This is a genomic window from Microbispora sp. NPDC046933 (assembly GCF_040644635.1).
Classification (GTDB): domain Bacteria; phylum Actinomycetota; class Actinomycetes; order Streptosporangiales; family Streptosporangiaceae; genus Microbispora.
In genome coordinates this window covers 1-16,198 of record NZ_JBEYWW010000068.1, presented here as the reverse complement: position 1 = coordinate 16,198, position 16,198 = coordinate 1, and the positions used below count along the sequence as shown (strand labels likewise).

General features: G+C 69.6%; 19 protein-coding genes, 1 tRNA gene and 2 pseudogenes. 10 read left to right on the top strand and 12 right to left on the bottom strand.

The genetic code is table 11. The features are described 5' to 3' along the window. The 5 genes from ABZ857_RS43210 to ABZ857_RS43190 all read right to left on the bottom strand — a co-directional run. Positions 1-1,358, bottom strand: a 1,358-nt coding sequence (locus tag ABZ857_RS43210) for a heavy metal translocating P-type ATPase (protein ID WP_357056508.1), incomplete at its 3' end; no start/stop codon positions are given. Continuing rightward, entirely contained in the window at positions 1,358-1,693 is a 336-nt protein-coding gene (locus ABZ857_RS43205) for a hypothetical protein (RefSeq protein WP_357056505.1), read from the bottom strand. The genes ABZ857_RS43210 and ABZ857_RS43205, both read right to left, overlap by 1 nt. 60 nt (positions 1,694-1,753) lie before the next feature. Further along, positions 1,754-1,963, bottom strand: coding sequence for a heavy-metal-associated domain-containing protein (locus tag ABZ857_RS43200; RefSeq protein ID WP_079320760.1), 210 nt, complete (start codon positions 1,961-1,963; stop codon positions 1,754-1,756). Positions 1,964-2,065: 102 nt separating this feature from the next. Continuing rightward, positions 2,066-3,355 carry an ArsB/NhaD family transporter gene (locus tag ABZ857_RS43195; protein ID WP_357056502.1) on the bottom strand — a complete coding sequence of 430 codons (1,290 nt, stop codon included), beginning with the start codon at positions 3,353-3,355 and terminating at the stop codon, positions 2,066-2,068. After that, complete coding sequence (locus tag ABZ857_RS43190) at positions 3,352-3,789, bottom strand: CBS domain-containing protein (protein ID WP_357056500.1); 438 nt, start codon at positions 3,787-3,789, stop codon at positions 3,352-3,354. The genes ABZ857_RS43195 and ABZ857_RS43190 overlap by 4 nt, the downstream gene beginning before the upstream one ends. 690 nt (positions 3,790-4,479) lie before the next feature. On the opposite strand from ABZ857_RS43190, the pseudogene ABZ857_RS43185 reads away from it, so the two are divergent. After that, positions 4,480-4,539: pseudogene (locus ABZ857_RS43185) on the top strand (hypothetical protein); the annotation flags it as partial. A gap of 179 nt (positions 4,540-4,718) precedes the next feature. On the opposite strand, the pseudogene ABZ857_RS43180 reads toward ABZ857_RS43185, so the two are convergent. Beyond that, a pseudogene (locus tag ABZ857_RS43180) lies at positions 4,719-5,516 on the bottom strand (NUDIX domain-containing protein); the annotation flags it as partial. 111 nt (positions 5,517-5,627) lie between these two features. On the opposite strand from ABZ857_RS43180, the gene ABZ857_RS43175 reads away from it, so the two are divergent. From ABZ857_RS43175 to ABZ857_RS43165, 3 genes are read left to right on the top strand one after another with little or no spacing between them, the layout of a single operon-like run. Continuing rightward, positions 5,628-6,563 (top strand): aldo/keto reductase, encoded by a 936-nt coding sequence (locus ABZ857_RS43175; RefSeq protein WP_357056497.1) that lies wholly within the window; start codon positions 5,628-5,630, stop codon positions 6,561-6,563. A 46-nt stretch (positions 6,564-6,609) separates the two neighbouring features. Further along, complete coding sequence (locus tag ABZ857_RS43170; protein ID WP_357056494.1) at positions 6,610-6,936, top strand: metalloregulator ArsR/SmtB family transcription factor; 327 nt, start codon at positions 6,610-6,612, stop codon at positions 6,934-6,936. Next, positions 6,933-7,817 carry an SRPBCC family protein gene (locus tag ABZ857_RS43165; RefSeq protein WP_357056491.1) on the top strand — a complete coding sequence of 295 codons (885 nt, stop codon included), beginning with the start codon at positions 6,933-6,935 and terminating at the stop codon, positions 7,815-7,817. The genes ABZ857_RS43170 and ABZ857_RS43165 overlap by 4 nt, the downstream gene beginning before the upstream one ends. Before the next feature lie 22 nt (positions 7,818-7,839). Here the strand turns inward: ABZ857_RS43165 and ABZ857_RS43160 are convergent, their stop codons facing one another. From ABZ857_RS43160 to ABZ857_RS43150, 3 genes are all read right to left on the bottom strand, one after another. After that, positions 7,840-8,154 (bottom strand): STAS domain-containing protein, encoded by a 315-nt coding sequence (locus ABZ857_RS43160; protein WP_357056488.1) that lies wholly within the window; start codon positions 8,152-8,154, stop codon positions 7,840-7,842. A 205-nt stretch (positions 8,155-8,359) separates the two neighbouring features. Beyond that, positions 8,360-9,181 carry an SAM-dependent methyltransferase gene (locus ABZ857_RS43155; RefSeq protein WP_357056485.1) on the bottom strand — a complete coding sequence of 274 codons (822 nt, stop codon included), beginning with the start codon at positions 9,179-9,181 and terminating at the stop codon, positions 8,360-8,362. Positions 9,182-9,350: 169 nt separating this feature from the next. After that, positions 9,351-9,746 carry an ATP-binding protein gene (locus ABZ857_RS43150; RefSeq protein ID WP_357056482.1) on the bottom strand — a complete coding sequence of 132 codons (396 nt, stop codon included), beginning with the start codon at positions 9,744-9,746 and terminating at the stop codon, positions 9,351-9,353. A gap of 301 nt (positions 9,747-10,047) precedes the next feature. Here ABZ857_RS43150 and ABZ857_RS43145 point away from each other — a divergent pair, with 301 nt between their 5' ends. The 6 genes from ABZ857_RS43145 to ABZ857_RS43120 all read left to right on the top strand — a co-directional run bounded on the left by ABZ857_RS43145 (position 10,048) and on the right by ABZ857_RS43120 (position 13,224). Next, positions 10,048-10,296: a DUF397 domain-containing protein gene (locus ABZ857_RS43145; protein ID WP_357056479.1), complete on the top strand. Its 249-nt coding sequence runs from the start codon at positions 10,048-10,050 to the stop codon at positions 10,294-10,296. A gap of 101 nt (positions 10,297-10,397) precedes the next feature. After that, the gene (locus ABZ857_RS43140; RefSeq protein WP_357056476.1) at positions 10,398-11,279 is read left to right on the top strand and encodes a helix-turn-helix transcriptional regulator; all 882 of its coding nucleotides are present in this window, start codon (positions 10,398-10,400) and stop codon (positions 11,277-11,279) included. A 142-nt stretch (positions 11,280-11,421) separates the two neighbouring features. Then, complete coding sequence (locus tag ABZ857_RS43135) at positions 11,422-11,817, top strand: ATP-binding protein (protein WP_357056473.1); 396 nt, start codon at positions 11,422-11,424, stop codon at positions 11,815-11,817. A gap of 305 nt (positions 11,818-12,122) precedes the next feature. Then, the gene (locus ABZ857_RS43130; RefSeq protein WP_208802288.1) at positions 12,123-12,242 is read left to right on the top strand and encodes a DLW-39 family protein; all 120 of its coding nucleotides are present in this window, start codon (positions 12,123-12,125) and stop codon (positions 12,240-12,242) included. 39 nt (positions 12,243-12,281) lie between these two features. Beyond that, the gene (locus tag ABZ857_RS43125) at positions 12,282-12,998 is read left to right on the top strand and encodes an HAD family hydrolase (protein WP_357056470.1); all 717 of its coding nucleotides are present in this window, start codon (positions 12,282-12,284) and stop codon (positions 12,996-12,998) included. A 153-nt stretch (positions 12,999-13,151) separates the two neighbouring features. Beyond that, positions 13,152-13,224: transfer RNA gene (locus ABZ857_RS43120), tRNA-Ala, on the top strand. A 70-nt stretch (positions 13,225-13,294) separates the two neighbouring features. On the opposite strand, the gene ABZ857_RS43115 is transcribed toward ABZ857_RS43120, so the two are convergent. The 3 genes from ABZ857_RS43115 to ABZ857_RS43105 form a co-directional block, all read right to left on the bottom strand. Next, complete coding sequence (locus ABZ857_RS43115; RefSeq protein WP_357056467.1) at positions 13,295-13,930, bottom strand: transposase; 636 nt, start codon at positions 13,928-13,930, stop codon at positions 13,295-13,297. Continuing rightward, entirely contained in the window at positions 13,840-14,379 is a 540-nt protein-coding gene (locus tag ABZ857_RS43110; protein ID WP_357056464.1) for a winged helix-turn-helix domain-containing protein, read from the bottom strand. The genes ABZ857_RS43115 and ABZ857_RS43110 overlap by 91 nt, the downstream gene beginning before the upstream one ends. 928 nt (positions 14,380-15,307) lie before the next feature. Continuing rightward, entirely contained in the window at positions 15,308-15,694 is a 387-nt protein-coding gene (locus ABZ857_RS43105; RefSeq protein ID WP_357056462.1) for a hypothetical protein, read from the bottom strand. Between the last annotated feature and the right edge of the window lie 504 nt (positions 15,695-16,198).

Below are 16,198 nucleotides of genomic sequence, written 5' to 3'. Positions count from 1 at the left end.
AGGGTCATCTTCCCCTCGGTGACGGTGCCGGTCTTGTCCAGCACGACCGTGTCGATCGCCCGGGTCGACTCCAGCACCTCCGGACCCTTGATCAAAATCCCGAGCTGGGCGCCGCGGCCGGTGCCGACCAGCAGCGCGGTCGGCGTGGCCAGCCCCAGCGCACACGGGCAGGCGATGATCAACACCGCCACCGCGGCGGTGAAGGCCGCCCCCGCGCCCTCACCGGTGCCGAGCCAATACCCCAGCGTCCCGACCGACAGCGCGATGACGATCGGCACGAAGACGCCGGAGATGCGGTCGGCCAGGCGCTGCACCTGCGCCTTGCCCGTCTGCGCCTCCTCCACCAGACGCGCCATCTGGGCCAGCTGGGTATCAGACCCCACCCGGGTGGCCCGCACGACCAGCCGCCCGCCCGCGTTGACCGTCGCCCCGGTCACCGCATCCCCCGGCCGGACCTCCACCGGGACCGACTCACCGGTCAGCATCGAGGCGTCGACCGCCGAGGTGCCCTGCTCGATCACCCCGTCGGTGGCGATCTTCTCCCCCGGCCGCACGACGAAGTGGTCACCGGCCTTCAGCTCCTCGACGGGGATGCGCACCTCGCGGCCGCCGCGCAGCACCGCCACGTCCTTGGCGCCCAGCTCCAGCAGCGCCCGCAGCGCCGCACCCGCACGCCGCTTCGATCTGGCCTCGAAATACCGCCCCGCCAGGATGAACGCGGTGACCCCGGCCGCGGCCTCCAGGTAGATGTTGCCCGAGCCGTCGCTGCGGGAGATGGTCAGGTCGAACCCATGGGTCATGCCGGGCACGCCGGCGCTGCCGAGGAACAGCGCCCACAACGACCAGCCCAGCGCGGCGATCGTGCCCAGCGAGACGAGAGTGTCCATCGTCGCGGTGCCGTGCCGCAGGTTGGTCCAGGCCGCCCGGTGGAACGGCAGGCCCCCGTACACCACGACCGGGGCGGCCAGCGTCAGCGACAGCCACTGCCAATAGGTGAACTGCAGCGCGGGGATCATCGCCATCGCGATCACCGGCACCGCCAGCACCACCGACACCAGCAGCCGGGCCCGCAGGGGAGCAAGCTCGTCGCCCGGCTCGGCGGACCCCTGCTCGGGCTTGGGCGGCTCGGGCAGTGTGGCGGTGTATCCGGCCTTCTCCACCTCCGCCACCAGAGCCTGCGGGTCCAACTCCACGGGGAAGCTCACCCTGGCCTTCTCCGTGGCGTAGTTGACCGTCGCGGTCACGCCCTCCAGCTTGTTCAGCTTGCGCTCGATCCGGTTGGCGCACGACGCGCAGGTCATGCCGCCTATCGAAAGCTCGACCGCGCCAATCGGCCGGTCACCGGTTGTCGCCGGCATCACCACTCCCTCCTCTCGCGTCGTGGCGTCAACGGCCCTGCCCCGCCGCCACCGTCTGAACCGTGAAGGCAGGCGGTGTGGACGGTTCCCTCGTGCTTGAAGCCGGGGGACAGGTGGTAGTCCCCGCCGCTCGGCGCCGACACGGCGTAGGTCGCTCCGCCCGCGGTCGTGCCGTTTTCGGGGTGCGCGTGCGGGTAGGGGAGGCCACCCGCGCGGATCGCGACCTGGTGGCCGGCGGCGCCCCGGTAGGGGTCGACGTCGCCGACGGGCCTGCCGTCCTCGCTCACCGTGAACATGAGCTTACTCACCCGGCCCGGTGCGAGGTCGCCTGTCATGGCCGGCCATGAAGATCGCGCCGAGGCCGGCGGCGTACGCACCGGGCCGGGCGGGGCTGTTCACGAGACGCCCGCCACGTCGTATCCGGCCTCCCGGACGGCCGCCACGATGGCCGCGTCGTCGACGCCGCCGTCGGTCTCGACCGTCAAGAGGCCGGAGGCGAGGTCTACCCGGACGTCGGTCACGCCGGCGACCGCGCCGACCTCCTCGCTGACCGAGCTGACGCAGTGGCCGCAGGTCATGCCGGTGACGGTGTAGGTGCTGGTCATGACGATCACTCCCGTAACTCGTGCCTCATCGACGTTAACACCCTACCCCCCTAGGGTATTTCGCCGTCAAGCGGGCGCCCCGGTTTCCGGGGGCCCGCCGGCCTACAGGAGGTAGCGCAGCCAGAGGTACGGCACGCACAGGGCCACCGTGACGGCGGTGACCACCAGGCCGTATTTCGTGAACTGCCAGAAACTGATCCGGACGCCGTTGCGCTCGGCGATGCCGAGGATGACGACGTTGGCGGAGGCGCCCACGGCGGTGGCGTTGCCGCCGAGGTCCGCGCCGAGTGCGAGCGCCCACCACAGCACGTTGTGGTCGCCGCCGGGCACGTGGTGCGCGAGATCGGCCACGATGGGGCTCATCGTGGCGACGTAGGGGATGTTGTCCACGATCGCGGACAGCCCGGCCGACGCCCAGAGCAGGACCATCGCGGTCACACCGGGCCGTCCGGCGGTCGCCTCCGCCGCCGCCCGCGACACCTGGGCGATCACGCCGGTCTCGACGAGCGCGCCGACCATCACGAACAGCCCGGCGAAGAACACCAGCGTCGGCCATTCCACCTCGCGCAGCGCGTCGTCGGTGGTGATCTTGGTGACCAGCACGAGCAGCCCCGCGCCGAGCAGCGCCACCACCGACGGCTCGTAGTGCAGCACCGGGTGGAGCACGAACGCCGCGATGACCACGCCGAGCACGGACAGGCTCTGCACGAGCATGACCTTGTCCTGGATGGCGGCCCGTTCGTCCAGTTGCATGATCTCGGCCGCCCGCTCGGGGTCGTACCGGAACGCCTTGCGGAACAGCAGCCGGCACAGCCCGACGAAGACCGCCGTCAGCACGATCACCAGCGGCGTGAGGTGGACGAGGAAGTCGTTGAAGGTCAGCCCGGCACGGGAGGCGATGATGATGTTCGGCGGGTCGCCGACGAGGGTCGCGGTGCCGCCGATGTTGGACGCCATCGCCTCGGCGATCAGGAACGGCGCGACCGGCAGGGCGAGGCGTTCGCAGACGAGGAACGTGACCGGCGCGATCAGCAGCACGGTCGTGACGTTGTCCAGCAGCGCCGACGCCAGGGCGGTGATCACCAGGAGCAGCACCATGAGCCGGAACGGCCGTCCCCTCGCCCGTTTGGCGGCCCAGATGGCGAGGTACTCGAACACGCCGGTCTGCCGCAGCACCCCGACGATGATCATCATGCCGAGCAGCAGGAAGACGACGTTCCAGTCCACGCCGGACTCCTGCGAGAAGAACGCGGAGCCGGCCGCGGTCGCGTGGATGAGCAGCATGATCGCTGCGCCGCCCAGGGCGGCCTTGACCCGGTGGACCTTCTCGGTGGCGATGAGGACGTACGTGGCGACGAAGACGATCGTCGCCACCCATGCGGTCACCGTCATGTGAGCCGCTTGAGCAGCGCGGAGAGCGTGACCGCGCCCAGCAGGCGGTCGCCGTCGAGCACCGCGACCAGGGGGCTGCGGGTGCGCGCCATCAGCGCGGCGACCTCCAGGAGCGTGGCGTCCGGATCGGTCACCGGGAGCTCGCGCGGCCGTTCCGGCATCGCCTGGCGGACCGTGCGCTCGCCCAGCGCGCGGACGAACGTGTCGGCGTGCGCCTCGTCGATCACCCGGGCCAGCGCGGGGTCGTCCTGGCAGTAGCGGGGCACGGCCAGGCGTAGCACCTGCGTGCCCGGCAGGATCGACACCGGCGCCCCGCGCTCGTCCAGCACGATCAGCCCCGGCAGTTCGCGCTCGGCCATGAGGCGCGCGGCGTCGGCCACGGGGGAGTCGAGCTCCACGGTGGGGAACGGCACTACGAGATCCCGGGCACGCATGCTCTCACCTGCCTGCCACGTACGGCTGTGCTCACGTCTGCCTTCCGGTCGCCGGTACGGTCCCCCGGGTACGGGAGACCCCTTCGCCGACCAGACTTCCCGGCACGCCCCGCATCAGGCTATCGGCCGGATAAGCCGTACAAAAGCCCCGAAGAGGCGCGGCGGACGAATACCCCCTCGGCGTACGGCAGGCGGCCGAGCGACCCGGCCGGCAGCGGGACCATGCCGTCGGGCGCCTCCGTCAGGCGTGCGGAGAAGGCGAGGCGGCGGCCGGCGCGTCCCCGGGCGGAGACGTAGTCGTCCGCGCCGGCGAAGGTCACCTCCCCCACCGGGGCGAGCCGCGCCAGCGCCGCCTCCACCGCCTCGCCCGGCCGTACGACCGTGGCGGGCAGGCGGTCGGTCTCGTCGTCGGAGTGCACGAGCACCGCGCCGTCGAGCCAGCCCGTCAGGCAGACCGTGACCTCCTCGAACCCGGCGCGTACGGCCTCGGCCGCCAGATCGGCGGGGCCGGGGGCCGTCCAGCCATGGAGGGAGAACACCGTCCGGCCGTGCGGGGACAAGGCCGGCGACCCGGGATCGAGCAGCACGGCATCGTGCGGCGTCGCGGCGAGCGCGGTGCTTGCGGGCGCGGTGCTTGTGGGCGTGGTGCTTGTGGGCGTGGTGCTTGTGGGCGTGGTGCCGGCGGACGGGATGCTTGTCGGCGCGGTGCTTGCGAAGGCGGCGCTTTCGGGCGCGGTGCTTGCGAAGGCGGCGCTTTCGGGCGCGGTGCTTGCGAAGGCGGCGCTTTCGGGCGCGGTGCTTGCGAAGGCGGTGCTCGCGGTATCGGCGGTTGCGGGCGCGGTATCGGCGGTCGTGGGAAGGCCCGGCGAGGTCGAGGCGAGTGCCCGGCGCACGGCCTCGACACCCGCCCGCGCGTACGGCACGACCCGCTCGGGCAGCCGGTCCAGCGGAAACCAGCCCAGTTCGGCGCACTTGTGCGGCTCGGCGTTGACCGGAGTGCCGGACACGGCGCGCGGCACGAGGAACATCCCGATGCGGGCCGTTCCGCCCGCGTTGCGGTGGTGCATCACGTGGACCACCTCGCAGCCGTCCACCTCGACGCCGAGCTCCTCGCGGGCCTCCCGCACGGCGGTGTCCACCACGGACTCCCCCTCCTCCAGGTGCCCGGACGGCATGATCTGCCACTCCCCGTCGGCGTAGCCGGTGCCCCGGCGGCGGCCGAGCAGAACCCTGTCGCCGTCCATCAGCACCAGGTGCACGTCGACGACCGGCCGATACCGGCCCGGGGCGTACGTCGCGGCGTCGAGCAGCGCGGGCAGGGTCGCGGCGTTGGCGGAGACGAACTCCCCCAGCTCGGGCGGGACCATGTTCAGCGTGCGCACCTCCTCCGGGCGTACGCGCCGCACCTCGTGCAGGCCGATGTCCGGTTCGAGGAACTCCGGGCCGCTGCGGCGCGACAGGTCGAGCGACACCAGCCGGCAGGCGAAGACCGTGCTCAGGCGGCCGGGCTCGGCGAGGGTGAACACGTGCAGCGCCGGTCCCGCCGTCGCCCCGAGCTCCTCGTCGAGCTCGCGGCGCAGCGCCGCCTCGGGCGTGGCGTCGGTGGGCTCCACTCCGCCGCCCGGTGTGATCCAGTACGGCTCCCGCCCCGCCCGTACGCGCCGGAACAGGACGACGTCGTCGCCGTCGAACAGGATGGCCCGGACACTGTGCCGTACGGAGGTCATGCCCGGCATCCTCTCGCGGACGGTCCGGCGTCCGCTGCCGGAAGGGACCGAAATACGGTGAGGAGAGCTCTCCCGGCAGGGAGGGGCTCCGTGAAGAAGGGATGCAGGGGCATGACCGAAATGACCTACCGGCGGCTGGGCGACTCGGGACTCGTCGTCTCGGCTCTCGGGCTCGGCGCCAACAACTTCGGCCGGAGGATCGACCTCGACGCCACGCGCGCCGTGGTCGACGCGGCGCTCGACGCCGGCGTCACGCTGATCGACACCGCAGACATCTACGGCGAGTCGGAGGCGTTCCTCGGCGAGGTGCTGAAGGGCCGGCGTGACCAGGTCGTCATCGCCACCAAGTTCGGCGGGGACGTGAACGGCGCCAACGGGCCCGACTGGGGTGCGCGGGCCTCGCGGCGGTACGTCCGCCTGGCGGTGGAGCGGTCGCTGCGCCGCCTCAGGACCGACTGGATCGACCTCTACCAGCTGCACTTCCCCGACCCCTCCACGCCGATCGAGGAGACCCTGTCGGTCCTGACGGACCTGGTGCGTGAGGGCAAGGTCCGCTACGTGGGCTCGTCCAACTTCGCGTCCTGGCAGGTCACCGACGCCGACTGGATCGCACGCACGGCGGGCTTCGAGCGTTTCGTGAGCGCCCAGAACGAGTACAGCCTGCTCGACCGGCGGGTGGAGAAGGAACTGGTCCCGGCGCTGCTGCACCACGGCATCGGCCTGCTGCCGTACTTCCCGCTGGCCAACGGCCTGCTCACCGGCAAGTACCGGCGCGGGGAGGAGCCGCCGGCGGGCACCCGCCTCGCGGGCAGGCAGCAGTACCTGACCGACGCGCGGTTCGAGGTGGTGGAGAGGCTGCGGGAGTTCGCCGAGCGGCAGGGGGTGACCCTGCTGGACGTCGCGATCGGCGGCCTGCTCGCGCAGCCGGCCGTCTCGTCGGTGATCGCGGGGGCGACCAGGCCCGAGCAGATCAAGGCCAACGTCGCGGCGGCGGCGTGGCGGCCGGACGAGGCGGCGCTGGAGGAGCTGAACGAGCTCGCGGGCTGAGCATATGCGCTTGCGGCTATATAGCTGACCGGGTATGTTCGGACGCGTGCCCGCGACTTTCGACGTACTCGCCGAGCCCGCCAGGCGGCGCATCCTCGACCTGCTGCTCGAACGTCCCCGCCTGGTCGGGGAGCTCACCGAGCGGCTCGGCCTGACCCAGCCCGGCACTTCCAAGCACCTCAAGGTGCTGCGGGAGGCCGGGCTGGTCCGTGTGCGCAGGGACGCGCAGCGCCGGTGGTACGAGCTGTGCCCCGAGCCGCTCGCCGAGATCGACGCCTGGCTCGCGCCCTACCGGCGGCTGTGGTCGGAGAGCTTCGACGCGCTGGAACGGCACCTGGACGCGACGCCCGAACATTCAGAGGAGACACCGTGAACGCGACGCTCGGCATGTTCGACGGGCGGCCGTCGCTGCGCATGGAGCGCAGGCTGGCCCACCCTCCGGAGAAGGTCTGGCGGGCGGTCACCGAACCCGACCGGCTCGGCCAGTGGTTCCCGTTCACCGTCGTCGAGATGGACCTGCGGGTGGGCGGGAAGATCAGGTTCGACGGCGGCGGCATGACGATGGACGCCGAGATCACCGAACTCGACCCACCCCGCCTGTTCGCCTTCCTCCAGCACGCTCCCGGGGAGATGGGCCGCGAGGGCGACAACCTCCTGCGCTTCGAGCTGCTGCCCGAGGAGGGCGGCTGCCTGCTCGTCTTCACCCAGGTCTTCCACGACCGCCCGGCCGCGGCGAGCTACGCCTCCGGCTGGCAGGTCTGCCTCGACGCCCTGGAGGCGGTCGCCGGCGGACGGCCCGCCGAGTGGCCCGAGGGGAACTTCGCCCACCTCCACGAGGCGTACGTGGAGGCGTTCGGGCTGGCCGAGGGGGTGGCCGAGCGACTGGGTGAGCGACTGGGTGAGCGACTGGGCGAGCAGGCGGACGGCGGCTGGCGGGTGCGGTTCGAGCGCCAGCTCACCCGGCCGGTCGAGGAGGTCTGGAGGGCCGCGGGCGCGCACGCGGCGACGCCCGGTGCGCCGGTGCCCGAGGGCCTCGGCGATGGGATCGTCACGGCCGTCAGGGAACCCGCCGCCGAACCGCCCGCGTACGTGGAGTCCGGCGAGCAGGGCAGGCAGGTGCGCTGGGAACTGTCGCAGGGCACCGGGCACGGCGCCCGGCTGGTCGTCACGGAGACCGGCCTGCCCGACCCCGCCGCGGCCCTCGATGCGTGGCGGGACCGGATAGAGACGCTCGCACGGCGGCTGCTCGCCTGAACCCCGCGGGCGGGACGGGCCGTCAGCCGCCGAGCATCTCCAGGAGGCGGCGCAGGTACGGCGGGACGTTGCGCAGCTGTACGGCGTCGCCCGCCGCGGGGGACGCCGGAGCCAGCAGAGCCCGCAGCCCCGCCAGGTCGATGAACCGCAGGGCGCCCGTGTCGACGGTGATCTCGCCGCGCTCGCTCCTCGCCTCGGCGAGCGCGGTCGCCAGAGCGGCGCTGTTCGACACGTCGACCTCGCCCTCGATGACCAGGGAGGAGTCCGCGGGGGACCACCTGACGCTGAGGTAGGTGTCCGTATAGAGAACGCCGCAGTGGCCGCCGGGTGAGCTCACGAGACGCACCGGTGCGGCGAACCGGCGCACGAGGCGATGCGCGCCCGTCCTGGGCGAAGGATTTCGGAGCAGGACACGGTGAACGTCGTCACGGCCCCACCTCCTCGCTGGAAGTGGAAATACTCACTGAGCGTCGCCGTCCGACAGCGCATCTGTCAATGGTCGGCGCGCTTGATATTCAACGAAGATCCACGATTGCCCGGTCTCACCGCTTGCGGCCCACGCCGCCGACCGCCCAGACCGTGTCCTTCGGCGGTCGCAGCTCGTCCGGCTCCGGCCGCCATTCGGGCAGCTGGACCACGCCGGGCTCCACCATGTCCAGATCGCCGAACAGCGGCAGGATCTCGGCCCGGGTGGGAAGACGCAGGCGGCCGTCGTCCTTGGCCGCCCATTCGTTGGCGAACAGCAGGGCCAGCTTGCCCGTCACCTCGGGCCGGAGGTCGGAGATCGCGTGGCTGATGACCATGTAGCTGCCGGGCACGATCGCCTCGCGCAGGCGGGCGGTGATGGCCCTCGTCAGGTCGTCGTCGTTGATCGCCGCCAGCACCGAGACGAGCAGGATGCCGACGGGCTCGTCGAGGTTCACGAGTGCCCGCAGGCGGGGATGGGTGAGGATCGAGTCGGGGTCGCGTACGTCGCCCTGGATCACCACGACGCGCTCGCTCTCCTCGACCAGTGCCTGGCCGTGGTTGACCACGACGGGATCCTTGTCCACGTAGACCACGCGGGCGTCGGGGGCGCACTCCCGTGCGATCTCGTGGACGTTGCCCTGGGTCGGCAGGCCGCAGCCGATGTCGATGAACTGACGGATCCCGGCACCGGCCAGGAACCGTACGGCCCTGCGGAGGAACTTGCGCCCTTCGCGGCACATCAGGGGAAGCTCCGGTGCGATCCGCAGCGCCGCCTCTGCGGCCTCGCGGTCCGCGGCGAAATTGTCCTTCCCACCAAGCCAGTAGTCGTAGACCCGGGCCTCGTTCGGGACGGACGGGTCGAAACCCACAGGCTCGACCGGGGGGAAACCCGGCATGATCCTCCGTTCAGCCCTGATGACCGATAGTACCGGTGCAAGACGGGCGTAAGTGAGGATCCGTGCGTGTGTCGCGACCGGGCCTTATGACATGGACGGCGTCCCGGGTGGCCGCGGCTGCGGGCCCGGCCTCCGGGCCTCTGGGCCTCTGGGCCTTCGGGTCGCGGGATCAGCGGTAGCCGGCGTCGGCCGTGAAGCCGGCCCACACGGCCTTGCCCACGGGGCGTAGCCGCGCCCAGCCCCACATGCGGCTGACCCCGGCGACGACCTGCAGGCCGCGTCCGGTCTCCGCGACGTAGTCGGGCTCGCGCAGCACCGGCGCGTCGTTGCTGGGGTCGGTGACCATGCACAGCAGCGCGCGGGACGAACGGAACATCAACAGGCGCACCGGCAGGGGGTGGATGGCCTGGTGCCGCAGGCCATGGCGCAGCGCGTTGGTGACCAGTTCGCAGACCGCGAGCGCGGCGTCGTCGGCGACGTCCTCCATGCACCAGGTTCGCAGCACGCCCGCGGTGAAGTGGCGCGCGGTGCGCGCGGCGAGGCTCTCACGGTGGAACTCGTGCACCGCTACCTGGGGGACTCCGCACGGCTCTTCGCCACTGGTCCAGGGCCAGCGCCTGCCTGACGGAAAGACCTGCTCAAGCGTGCCCAGCCAGGGATCCCGGGCATCGCTATCGGCTTCTGCAAGGGAAGCGCGGTCTGTCCGATAACCAGTCATTGAGAGCCTTATGAGGTTGATGTCGACCATGTGGCGGGATGACTCAGTAAGTCATACTGCTCCCATTGATGCTCCTGTGCAAGTACGGATGCACGTGCAAACGCACGAATCTCACTGATTGGGCTCGGATTCCGAAACGAGGCGCCCCGTGTCCGTGATCTACAACGGAATGCCCTCATCTCACCTGGGGCAGCAGGCCTGGCGCAAGAGCCGGCACAGCAATCCGAGCGGCAACTGCGTAGAGATCGCCGCGCTGCCCGACGGCCGGGTGGCCCTGCGCAACTCCCGGCATCCGTCCGGACCGGCGCTGATCGTGCCCCTTCGGGACATGGCCGCATTCCTCCGCTCCGCCAAGGAGGGCGAATTCGACGACCTCCTTGGCGAACCGGAGAAATGATCTCGCCACTTGCGCGGGACCACGGGACGAGTATCGTGAACGTGGCGTAAACATCGGTGCACCTCAAAGGACCCCATATGACTGCGGCCCCTATGGAGGGTGTGCCTCACCCACTCGACCTGGCGTCACGATCACGCCGCAGCCCGACCGTCCTGCGCATCCTGCTCGGCACCCAACTGCGACGGCTCCGCGAGAGCAGGCACATCCGCCTGGAGGAGGCCGGCCACGCCATCCGCGCCTCCCACTCGAAGATCAGCCGGATGGAACTCGGGCGCGTCGGGTTCCGCCGCCGTGACGTCGCCGACCTCCTCACCCTGTACGGCGTCACCGACGAGAGCGAGCGGGACGCGCTGCTCTCGCTCGTCGCCCAGGCCAACGCACCCGGCTGGTGGCACAAGTACGACGACGTCCTGCCCTCCTGGTTCGAGGCGTACGTCGGCCTGGAGCAGGCGGCGAGCGCGATCCGCTGTTACGAGGTGCAGTTCGTGCCCGGGCTGCTGCAGGCCCCCGGGTACGCCGAAGCGGTCGTGCGGCTCGGCCATCCCGACGCGTCGGACGAGGAGGTCGAGCGCCGCGTACGGCTGCGGATGGATCGTCAGGAGGTGTTGGTGCGGCCCGACCCGCCCCTTCTGTGGGCGGTGATCGACGAGGCCGTGCTGCGCCGTCCGGTGGGTGGGGCCGAGGTGATGCGGGCCCAGATCGAGCACCTGCTCGAGATGATCACTCTGCCTCGTGTAACGCTCCAAATCATCCCGTTCAGCGCCGGCGGGCACGCGGCGGCCGGCGGGCCGTTCAGCATCCTGCGCTTTGCGGGGGTCGGCCTGCCCGACGTCGTCTACCTCGAACAGCTCACCAGCGCCATCTACCTGGAGAAACGGGAGGACATCGACCGCTATCTCGCAGTCATGGAACGGCTGTGCATCCAGGCGCGGCCGGCGTCGGACACCAAGCGGATGCTGCGGCAGTTCATGACGGAGTTGTGACGATGCGCTAGCGTCACGTGCGCGACCTCCGCTGCCGCACGCCCGCAGGAGACGGTGGCGCAACCCGTACCCGAAAATACGTGTCAGGTGCGCGTGGGCGGTAAATGGAGTACTACCACACCGTGGGGCAAGCAGGAGGGCGGTGAGAACCTTGGCGGGCAGCCTGCTCAGCCTGGAGTTCGACCGAAGTTCGGTCACCAGGGTGCGGCATCTCGTCATGGTGTCGGCGCAGGAGGCCGGACTCGAGGGCGTGGCCCTGGAAGACTTCGTGCTCGCGGTGCACGAGGCGGTCACCAACGCCGTCCGGTACGGCTCGCCGCCGAGGGGAATCGCCATGTGGCGTGAGGCGGGCGTGCTGGTGGCCGAGATCACCGACAAGGGCCCAGGCATTCCCGACGAGGTGCTGGAGCGCGAGGAGTCGGCGGCGCGGTTCGACTTCGGGGGACGCGGACTGTGGCTCATGAACCGCCTGGCCGACCTCGTCGTGCGTACGGGGGCCGAGGGAACGACGATCCGCCTCTGCGTGACGCTTCCCTGATCGACATTTGACTTCCGCTGAGAGCGGAGCACGGACCGCCTGACCGAAACCAGGTCTCCCCATCTTCCCGAACCCCGCCTTTCCGCAGGGTTAACGCCGCCGCGAGCTGGGCACTTCTGATCTCGTCGCCCTGCCGCCAGGGTCGGAGGGCAGGCCAGGCGGGCGAGCCGTAATCATGATTTTGGTGCACCGAAATTTCGGGCAATCCGGGTTGGACGCCGAAGCCTTGCTAGGCTGCAGGGAACCGTAGAACCGGGCGTTGTCTCACCCGGCAGGTGAGACCGTCGAAGAAGTGGGGTCACACCGTGAAGAAGCTGCTTGTTCTCGCTCTGGTCGCCGTCGGCGGGCTTCTGGTCTGGCGCAAGGTGCAGGCCGACCGTGCCGAGCTCGATCTGTGGACCGAGGCCACCGGCAGCGAGAACTGACCACCAGGGATGGTGCTTGATCGTGGCAAGGGTGCGGGAATGACCCCCGTGAAGCTGGCCTGCCTTGACTTGGCCGGGACCACGATCGGTGACATCGACATGGTGGAACGGGCGTTCGCCGAGGCGATCGCCACGCAGGGCATCGTCCCCGGGACCAGCGCCTATGCCCGTGCCATGGTGCATGTGCACAGGTCCCGGGGATGTCCCAAAATCGAGGTTTTCCGGGGCATCTTCCCCGGCAACGAGGCCCAGGCGCAGGCCGCGAACCTGACCTTCGAGCGCTCCTACGAGGGAGCCATCGAGCGGACCGGTCTCGTGCCGCTGCCGGGGACCGTCGAGGCCATCGCGAAGCTGCGCGACGCGGGCCTGAAGATCGCCCTGATCACCGGCTTCAGCCGCGCGACCCTGGGACGGGTGCTGAGCACCCTCACCTGGGTCGACATGCTGGATCTCGCGCTGTGTCCCGAGGACGCCGGACGCGGACGCCCGTACCCGGACATGGTGCTCACCGCCGTCCTGCGCTCCGGCGTCGACGACGTACGGCAGGTGGCCGTGGCGGGCGACTCCGAGAGCGACATGCTGTGCGGCCGGCGCGCGGGCGCCTCGATCGTCGCCGGAGTGCTCACCGGTGTCCACAGCAAGGAACGTCTGCTGGGCGGCGGCGCCACCCACATCATCGACTCCATCGCCGACTTCCCCGGGCTCGTCCTCGGAAACGAGGTCGGCGCCTCGCCGGTGGCCACCTCGGCCTCCTGATCGCCGGCTCGTTCCCCTGGGCTCTTCTCCAAGGGGACAGTGCCACGTGGGCGGCACGGCGGGGTATCGAGTGGCGCTCGGGTGCGGGCTGTTGCTACGGTGTACGCACCGGCGGCCTGTGGATCTGCGTATTCGCACAGTTCGCACCGCCACGGGGCCTTAGCTCAGCTGGCAGAGCGCCTGCTTTGCAAGCAGGAAGTCAGGGGTTCGAATCCCCTAGGCTCCACCCCACGTCAAAGGCCACCTCCCATGATCGGGAAGTGGCCTTTTGGATTTCGTACAGCAGCTACTGATCTTTAATTCGTGATGTCGAGTCCTGTCGTTATCGTCAGGCCGGTCGGTGGCAGGCAGCCGTCGATGAGGTGGGGCCGGTACTGGATCTTCTTCAGGGCGCGCTTGATGGCGCGGACGAGCTGGGGCAGGTCGGCGGCGGCGAGGTTGGCCAGGGCGCCGCGTTTGAGCAGGGACCAGATGCCCTCGGTGGGGTTGAGGTCGGGGGCGTAGGCGGGGAACTGGACGACGGTGAGCCAGTCGGCGTGCTCGGCGGCGAAGGTCTTCATCCCGGGCACCAGGTGCAGGTTGAGGTTGTCCCAGACCAGCACGATCGGTGCTGCGAGCTGGGTGTGGGCGGACAGGATCAGGTCGCGGTAGTCCATCCAGCCGAAGGTCTTGGGCTCGCCCTTGCGACCCCGGTAGATGTGCAGGCGGTAAAGCAGCCGGGAGCGTTCGCCGGGTTTGTAGCAGACCAGGGCGGCGATGTTCACCCGTCCGGTCCCGCGCCCGCGCACGTGGATCACCGGGGTGTGCCCGCGCCGGCCCCAGGTACGCGCGACAGGCGGCCTCAGCCCTTGACCGGCTTCGTCTTCGAAGCAGATCCAGGCGCCGTCGGCCGCCGCGGATCTTCCACCTGCGGCCAGACCTCCTTCTTCCACACCTCGATGGCGGCCTCGTCGCGCTCGATCGCCCGGCGGGCGGGGCGCTGGCACGACCAGCCGTTACGCCGTAGCAGGTACCACACCCCCTGCACGGTGTAGCCGATGTGGAACATCCTGCCGATCAGCGTCTTGATCCGCATCAGCGTCCAGCGCTGGTCGGCGAACCCGTGCGCCAGCGGACCGCGTTCCAGCTCGGCCTCCAGCCGGGCGAACTGCGCCGGGCTGAGCCGGGGCAGCGTGTGCGGGCCTGCTGAGGCCAGCGCCGCCGTACCGCCCTCGCGCCAGGTGCGCCGCCACCGCTCCACCGACCGCTGAGTGACCCGCAACCTCTGGGCTACCGCCGCGTTCGTGACCCCCTGCGCGAACATCTCGGCTGCTTGTAGCCGTACCTCCTCGCGGCGTCGCTGCTCCTGGGGGGTGAAGCCGCCGCCTTGGGCATACCGCACACCCTGGTCATACAGACCAGATCAGCCCTCGTCAGCTCACCGACAAGACCCATTTAAGTTCCGTACGTACAGCAACGGCTACGAGCCCGGCTGCGATCAAGCAACTTCTCAGAGTCGAGATCCGTTACCTCTAGGAACGCTGCATCATCATGAGGTGCCCTCAAGCGGCGCGAGAGGGGTGTTCCTTGGCGACGATCTGGTCAACGATCCTGCCTCTAGTTGGCGTGATCATCGGCGCTTGGCTCTCAGGTCGGTCCGACATCCGGAAGTGGCGTAGGGACCTGCTTATGGAGCGCATACGGACCATGATCGGCTACTACGGCGATGTTTGTGAGTCGATGGATCAGCAATTCAGAGTGGTGAGCCAGTGTGCGGATGCCGTTCGAGGGCGACGTCCTCTAGTACCTCATGAGCGGGTTACTTCTGCTGATGAAACTTGGGGCAGAATCTATGCTCGCCGCGGCGTATCCGCTGGTCACGAGGTACAGCATGCGCTAGCTCTCTTTGATCAGGTCAGGGCTGCGGCTGTCGAGGCCGTGAATAGCAGGCATGAAGAAGCCATTGGAGCGGCACTCAGCAACTTAGCGGCCCGTCGCGAAGCGGTGTTGCTGGCGATCAGGGCCGATCAGGACTCAATGAATGCAGAGCTAGCGCCCCACGTGATTCCTCGTGCAGCTCTAGTGGGAGACGGGTACGCGGGTTGCTTCCGCGGCGCCGTGCGCGCCAGGTGGCTGCAGAACAAGGGAGATCCAAGTCTGGGGATAGCCCCGAGGTGTTGGAGCAGAACGGTCACGGGCACGCGTAGCAGTTGATGCCCATGCGTGCCCGTTTCGACCCACCTATGGTCGCAGTACCTATGACTCGAGTTGGTGGCCCAGCCGTTTGAGCGCCTTGCGCGTCTCTTCTGACGAGACCTCACTGTAGATGTTCATCGTGACTGAGATCTGGCTGTGCCGAAGGATCTGCATCGCCACGCGCGGGTGAACGTCGAGGGCGACCAGGAGCGACGCGCAGGCGTCTTCCGAGTCGCGTGGACGTGGACCTTCCGCACCTTGGCCTTGGCGCAGGCGTTGGCGAAGCTCCGCCGGAAGTTCGACGGCTCGATCGGCCGGCCGCTCGCGGTGGTGAAGACGAGCCCCGTCTCGTGCCACCCCTCCCCAGCCTCAGCGCGGGCCGCACGATGGTCGGCGAGGCGCACCCGCAGAGCCGCGGTGACGATGTTCGGAAAGGGCAAGGTGGCATCGGAAGCGTGTGTCTTGGTCTCGCGGTGCAGGAGCTGGCCGTTGACCCGCTGGATTTGCCAGCCGATCGTCATCTCTGCCCCTGTCCAGGTCCACGTCTTCCCAGCGGAGCCCGAGCACCTCACCCAGGCGGAGCCCAAGCACGAGGACCAGGACGTAGGCCGGATACATCGGGTCTCGCCTCGTACGAGCCGGCTCCAGGAAGGTCCGTGCCTCATCCACCGTCCACGGCTTCACCTTGCGCTTACGCGGGACGGACATCTTGACGTTCGCCGCGACGTTCCTCGAAAGGGTCTCGTCCCGAACGGCGTTGCTCAACGCGGCTCGGAGCGTCATGTACGCGTCATGAACGGTCCACTCGGAAGGCTTCTGCTCACAGCACTTCCCCAGAGCACAGCAGTGCTGGCGCCGCTTGGGATCGCTGTGCTTCTCCGGACGGGCCGCGTCCTTTCCCTGAGCACAGCACTGGCACAGCGTCCGGAGCTTGAGCAATCGTCAAGACCTGTGGATCACGAGTTCCTAAGCAGCTGCTGGTGAGGGCTGATCGTCGGGGCGTTCGAGGAGCTTGCCGTTGATGA

Bases quoted from the DNA above. Each gene is read 5' to 3' on its own strand.
- ABZ857_RS43205 (WP_357056505.1), bottom strand. From the start codon at position 1,693: ATGACAGGCGACCTCGCACCGGGCCGGGTGAGTAAGCTCATGTTCACG.
- ABZ857_RS43200 (WP_079320760.1), bottom strand. From the start codon at position 1,963: ATGACCAGCACCTACACCGTCACCGGCATGACCTGCGGCCACTGCGTC.
- ABZ857_RS43195 (WP_357056502.1), bottom strand. From the start codon at position 3,355: ATGACGGTGACCGCATGGGTGGCGACGATCGTCTTCGTCGCCACGTAC.
- ABZ857_RS43190 (WP_357056500.1), bottom strand. From the start codon at position 3,789: ATGCGTGCCCGGGATCTCGTAGTGCCGTTCCCCACCGTGGAGCTCGAC.
- ABZ857_RS43175 (WP_357056497.1), top strand. From the start codon at position 5,628: ATGACCGAAATGACCTACCGGCGGCTGGGCGACTCGGGACTCGTCGTC.
- ABZ857_RS43155 (WP_357056485.1), bottom strand. From the start codon at position 9,181: ATGCCGGGTTTCCCCCCGGTCGAGCCTGTGGGTTTCGACCCGTCCGTC.
- ABZ857_RS43125 (WP_357056470.1), top strand. From the start codon at position 12,282: ATGACCCCCGTGAAGCTGGCCTGCCTTGACTTGGCCGGGACCACGATC.
- ABZ857_RS43105 (WP_357056462.1), bottom strand. From the start codon at position 15,694: ATGACGATCGGCTGGCAAATCCAGCGGGTCAACGGCCAGCTCCTGCAC.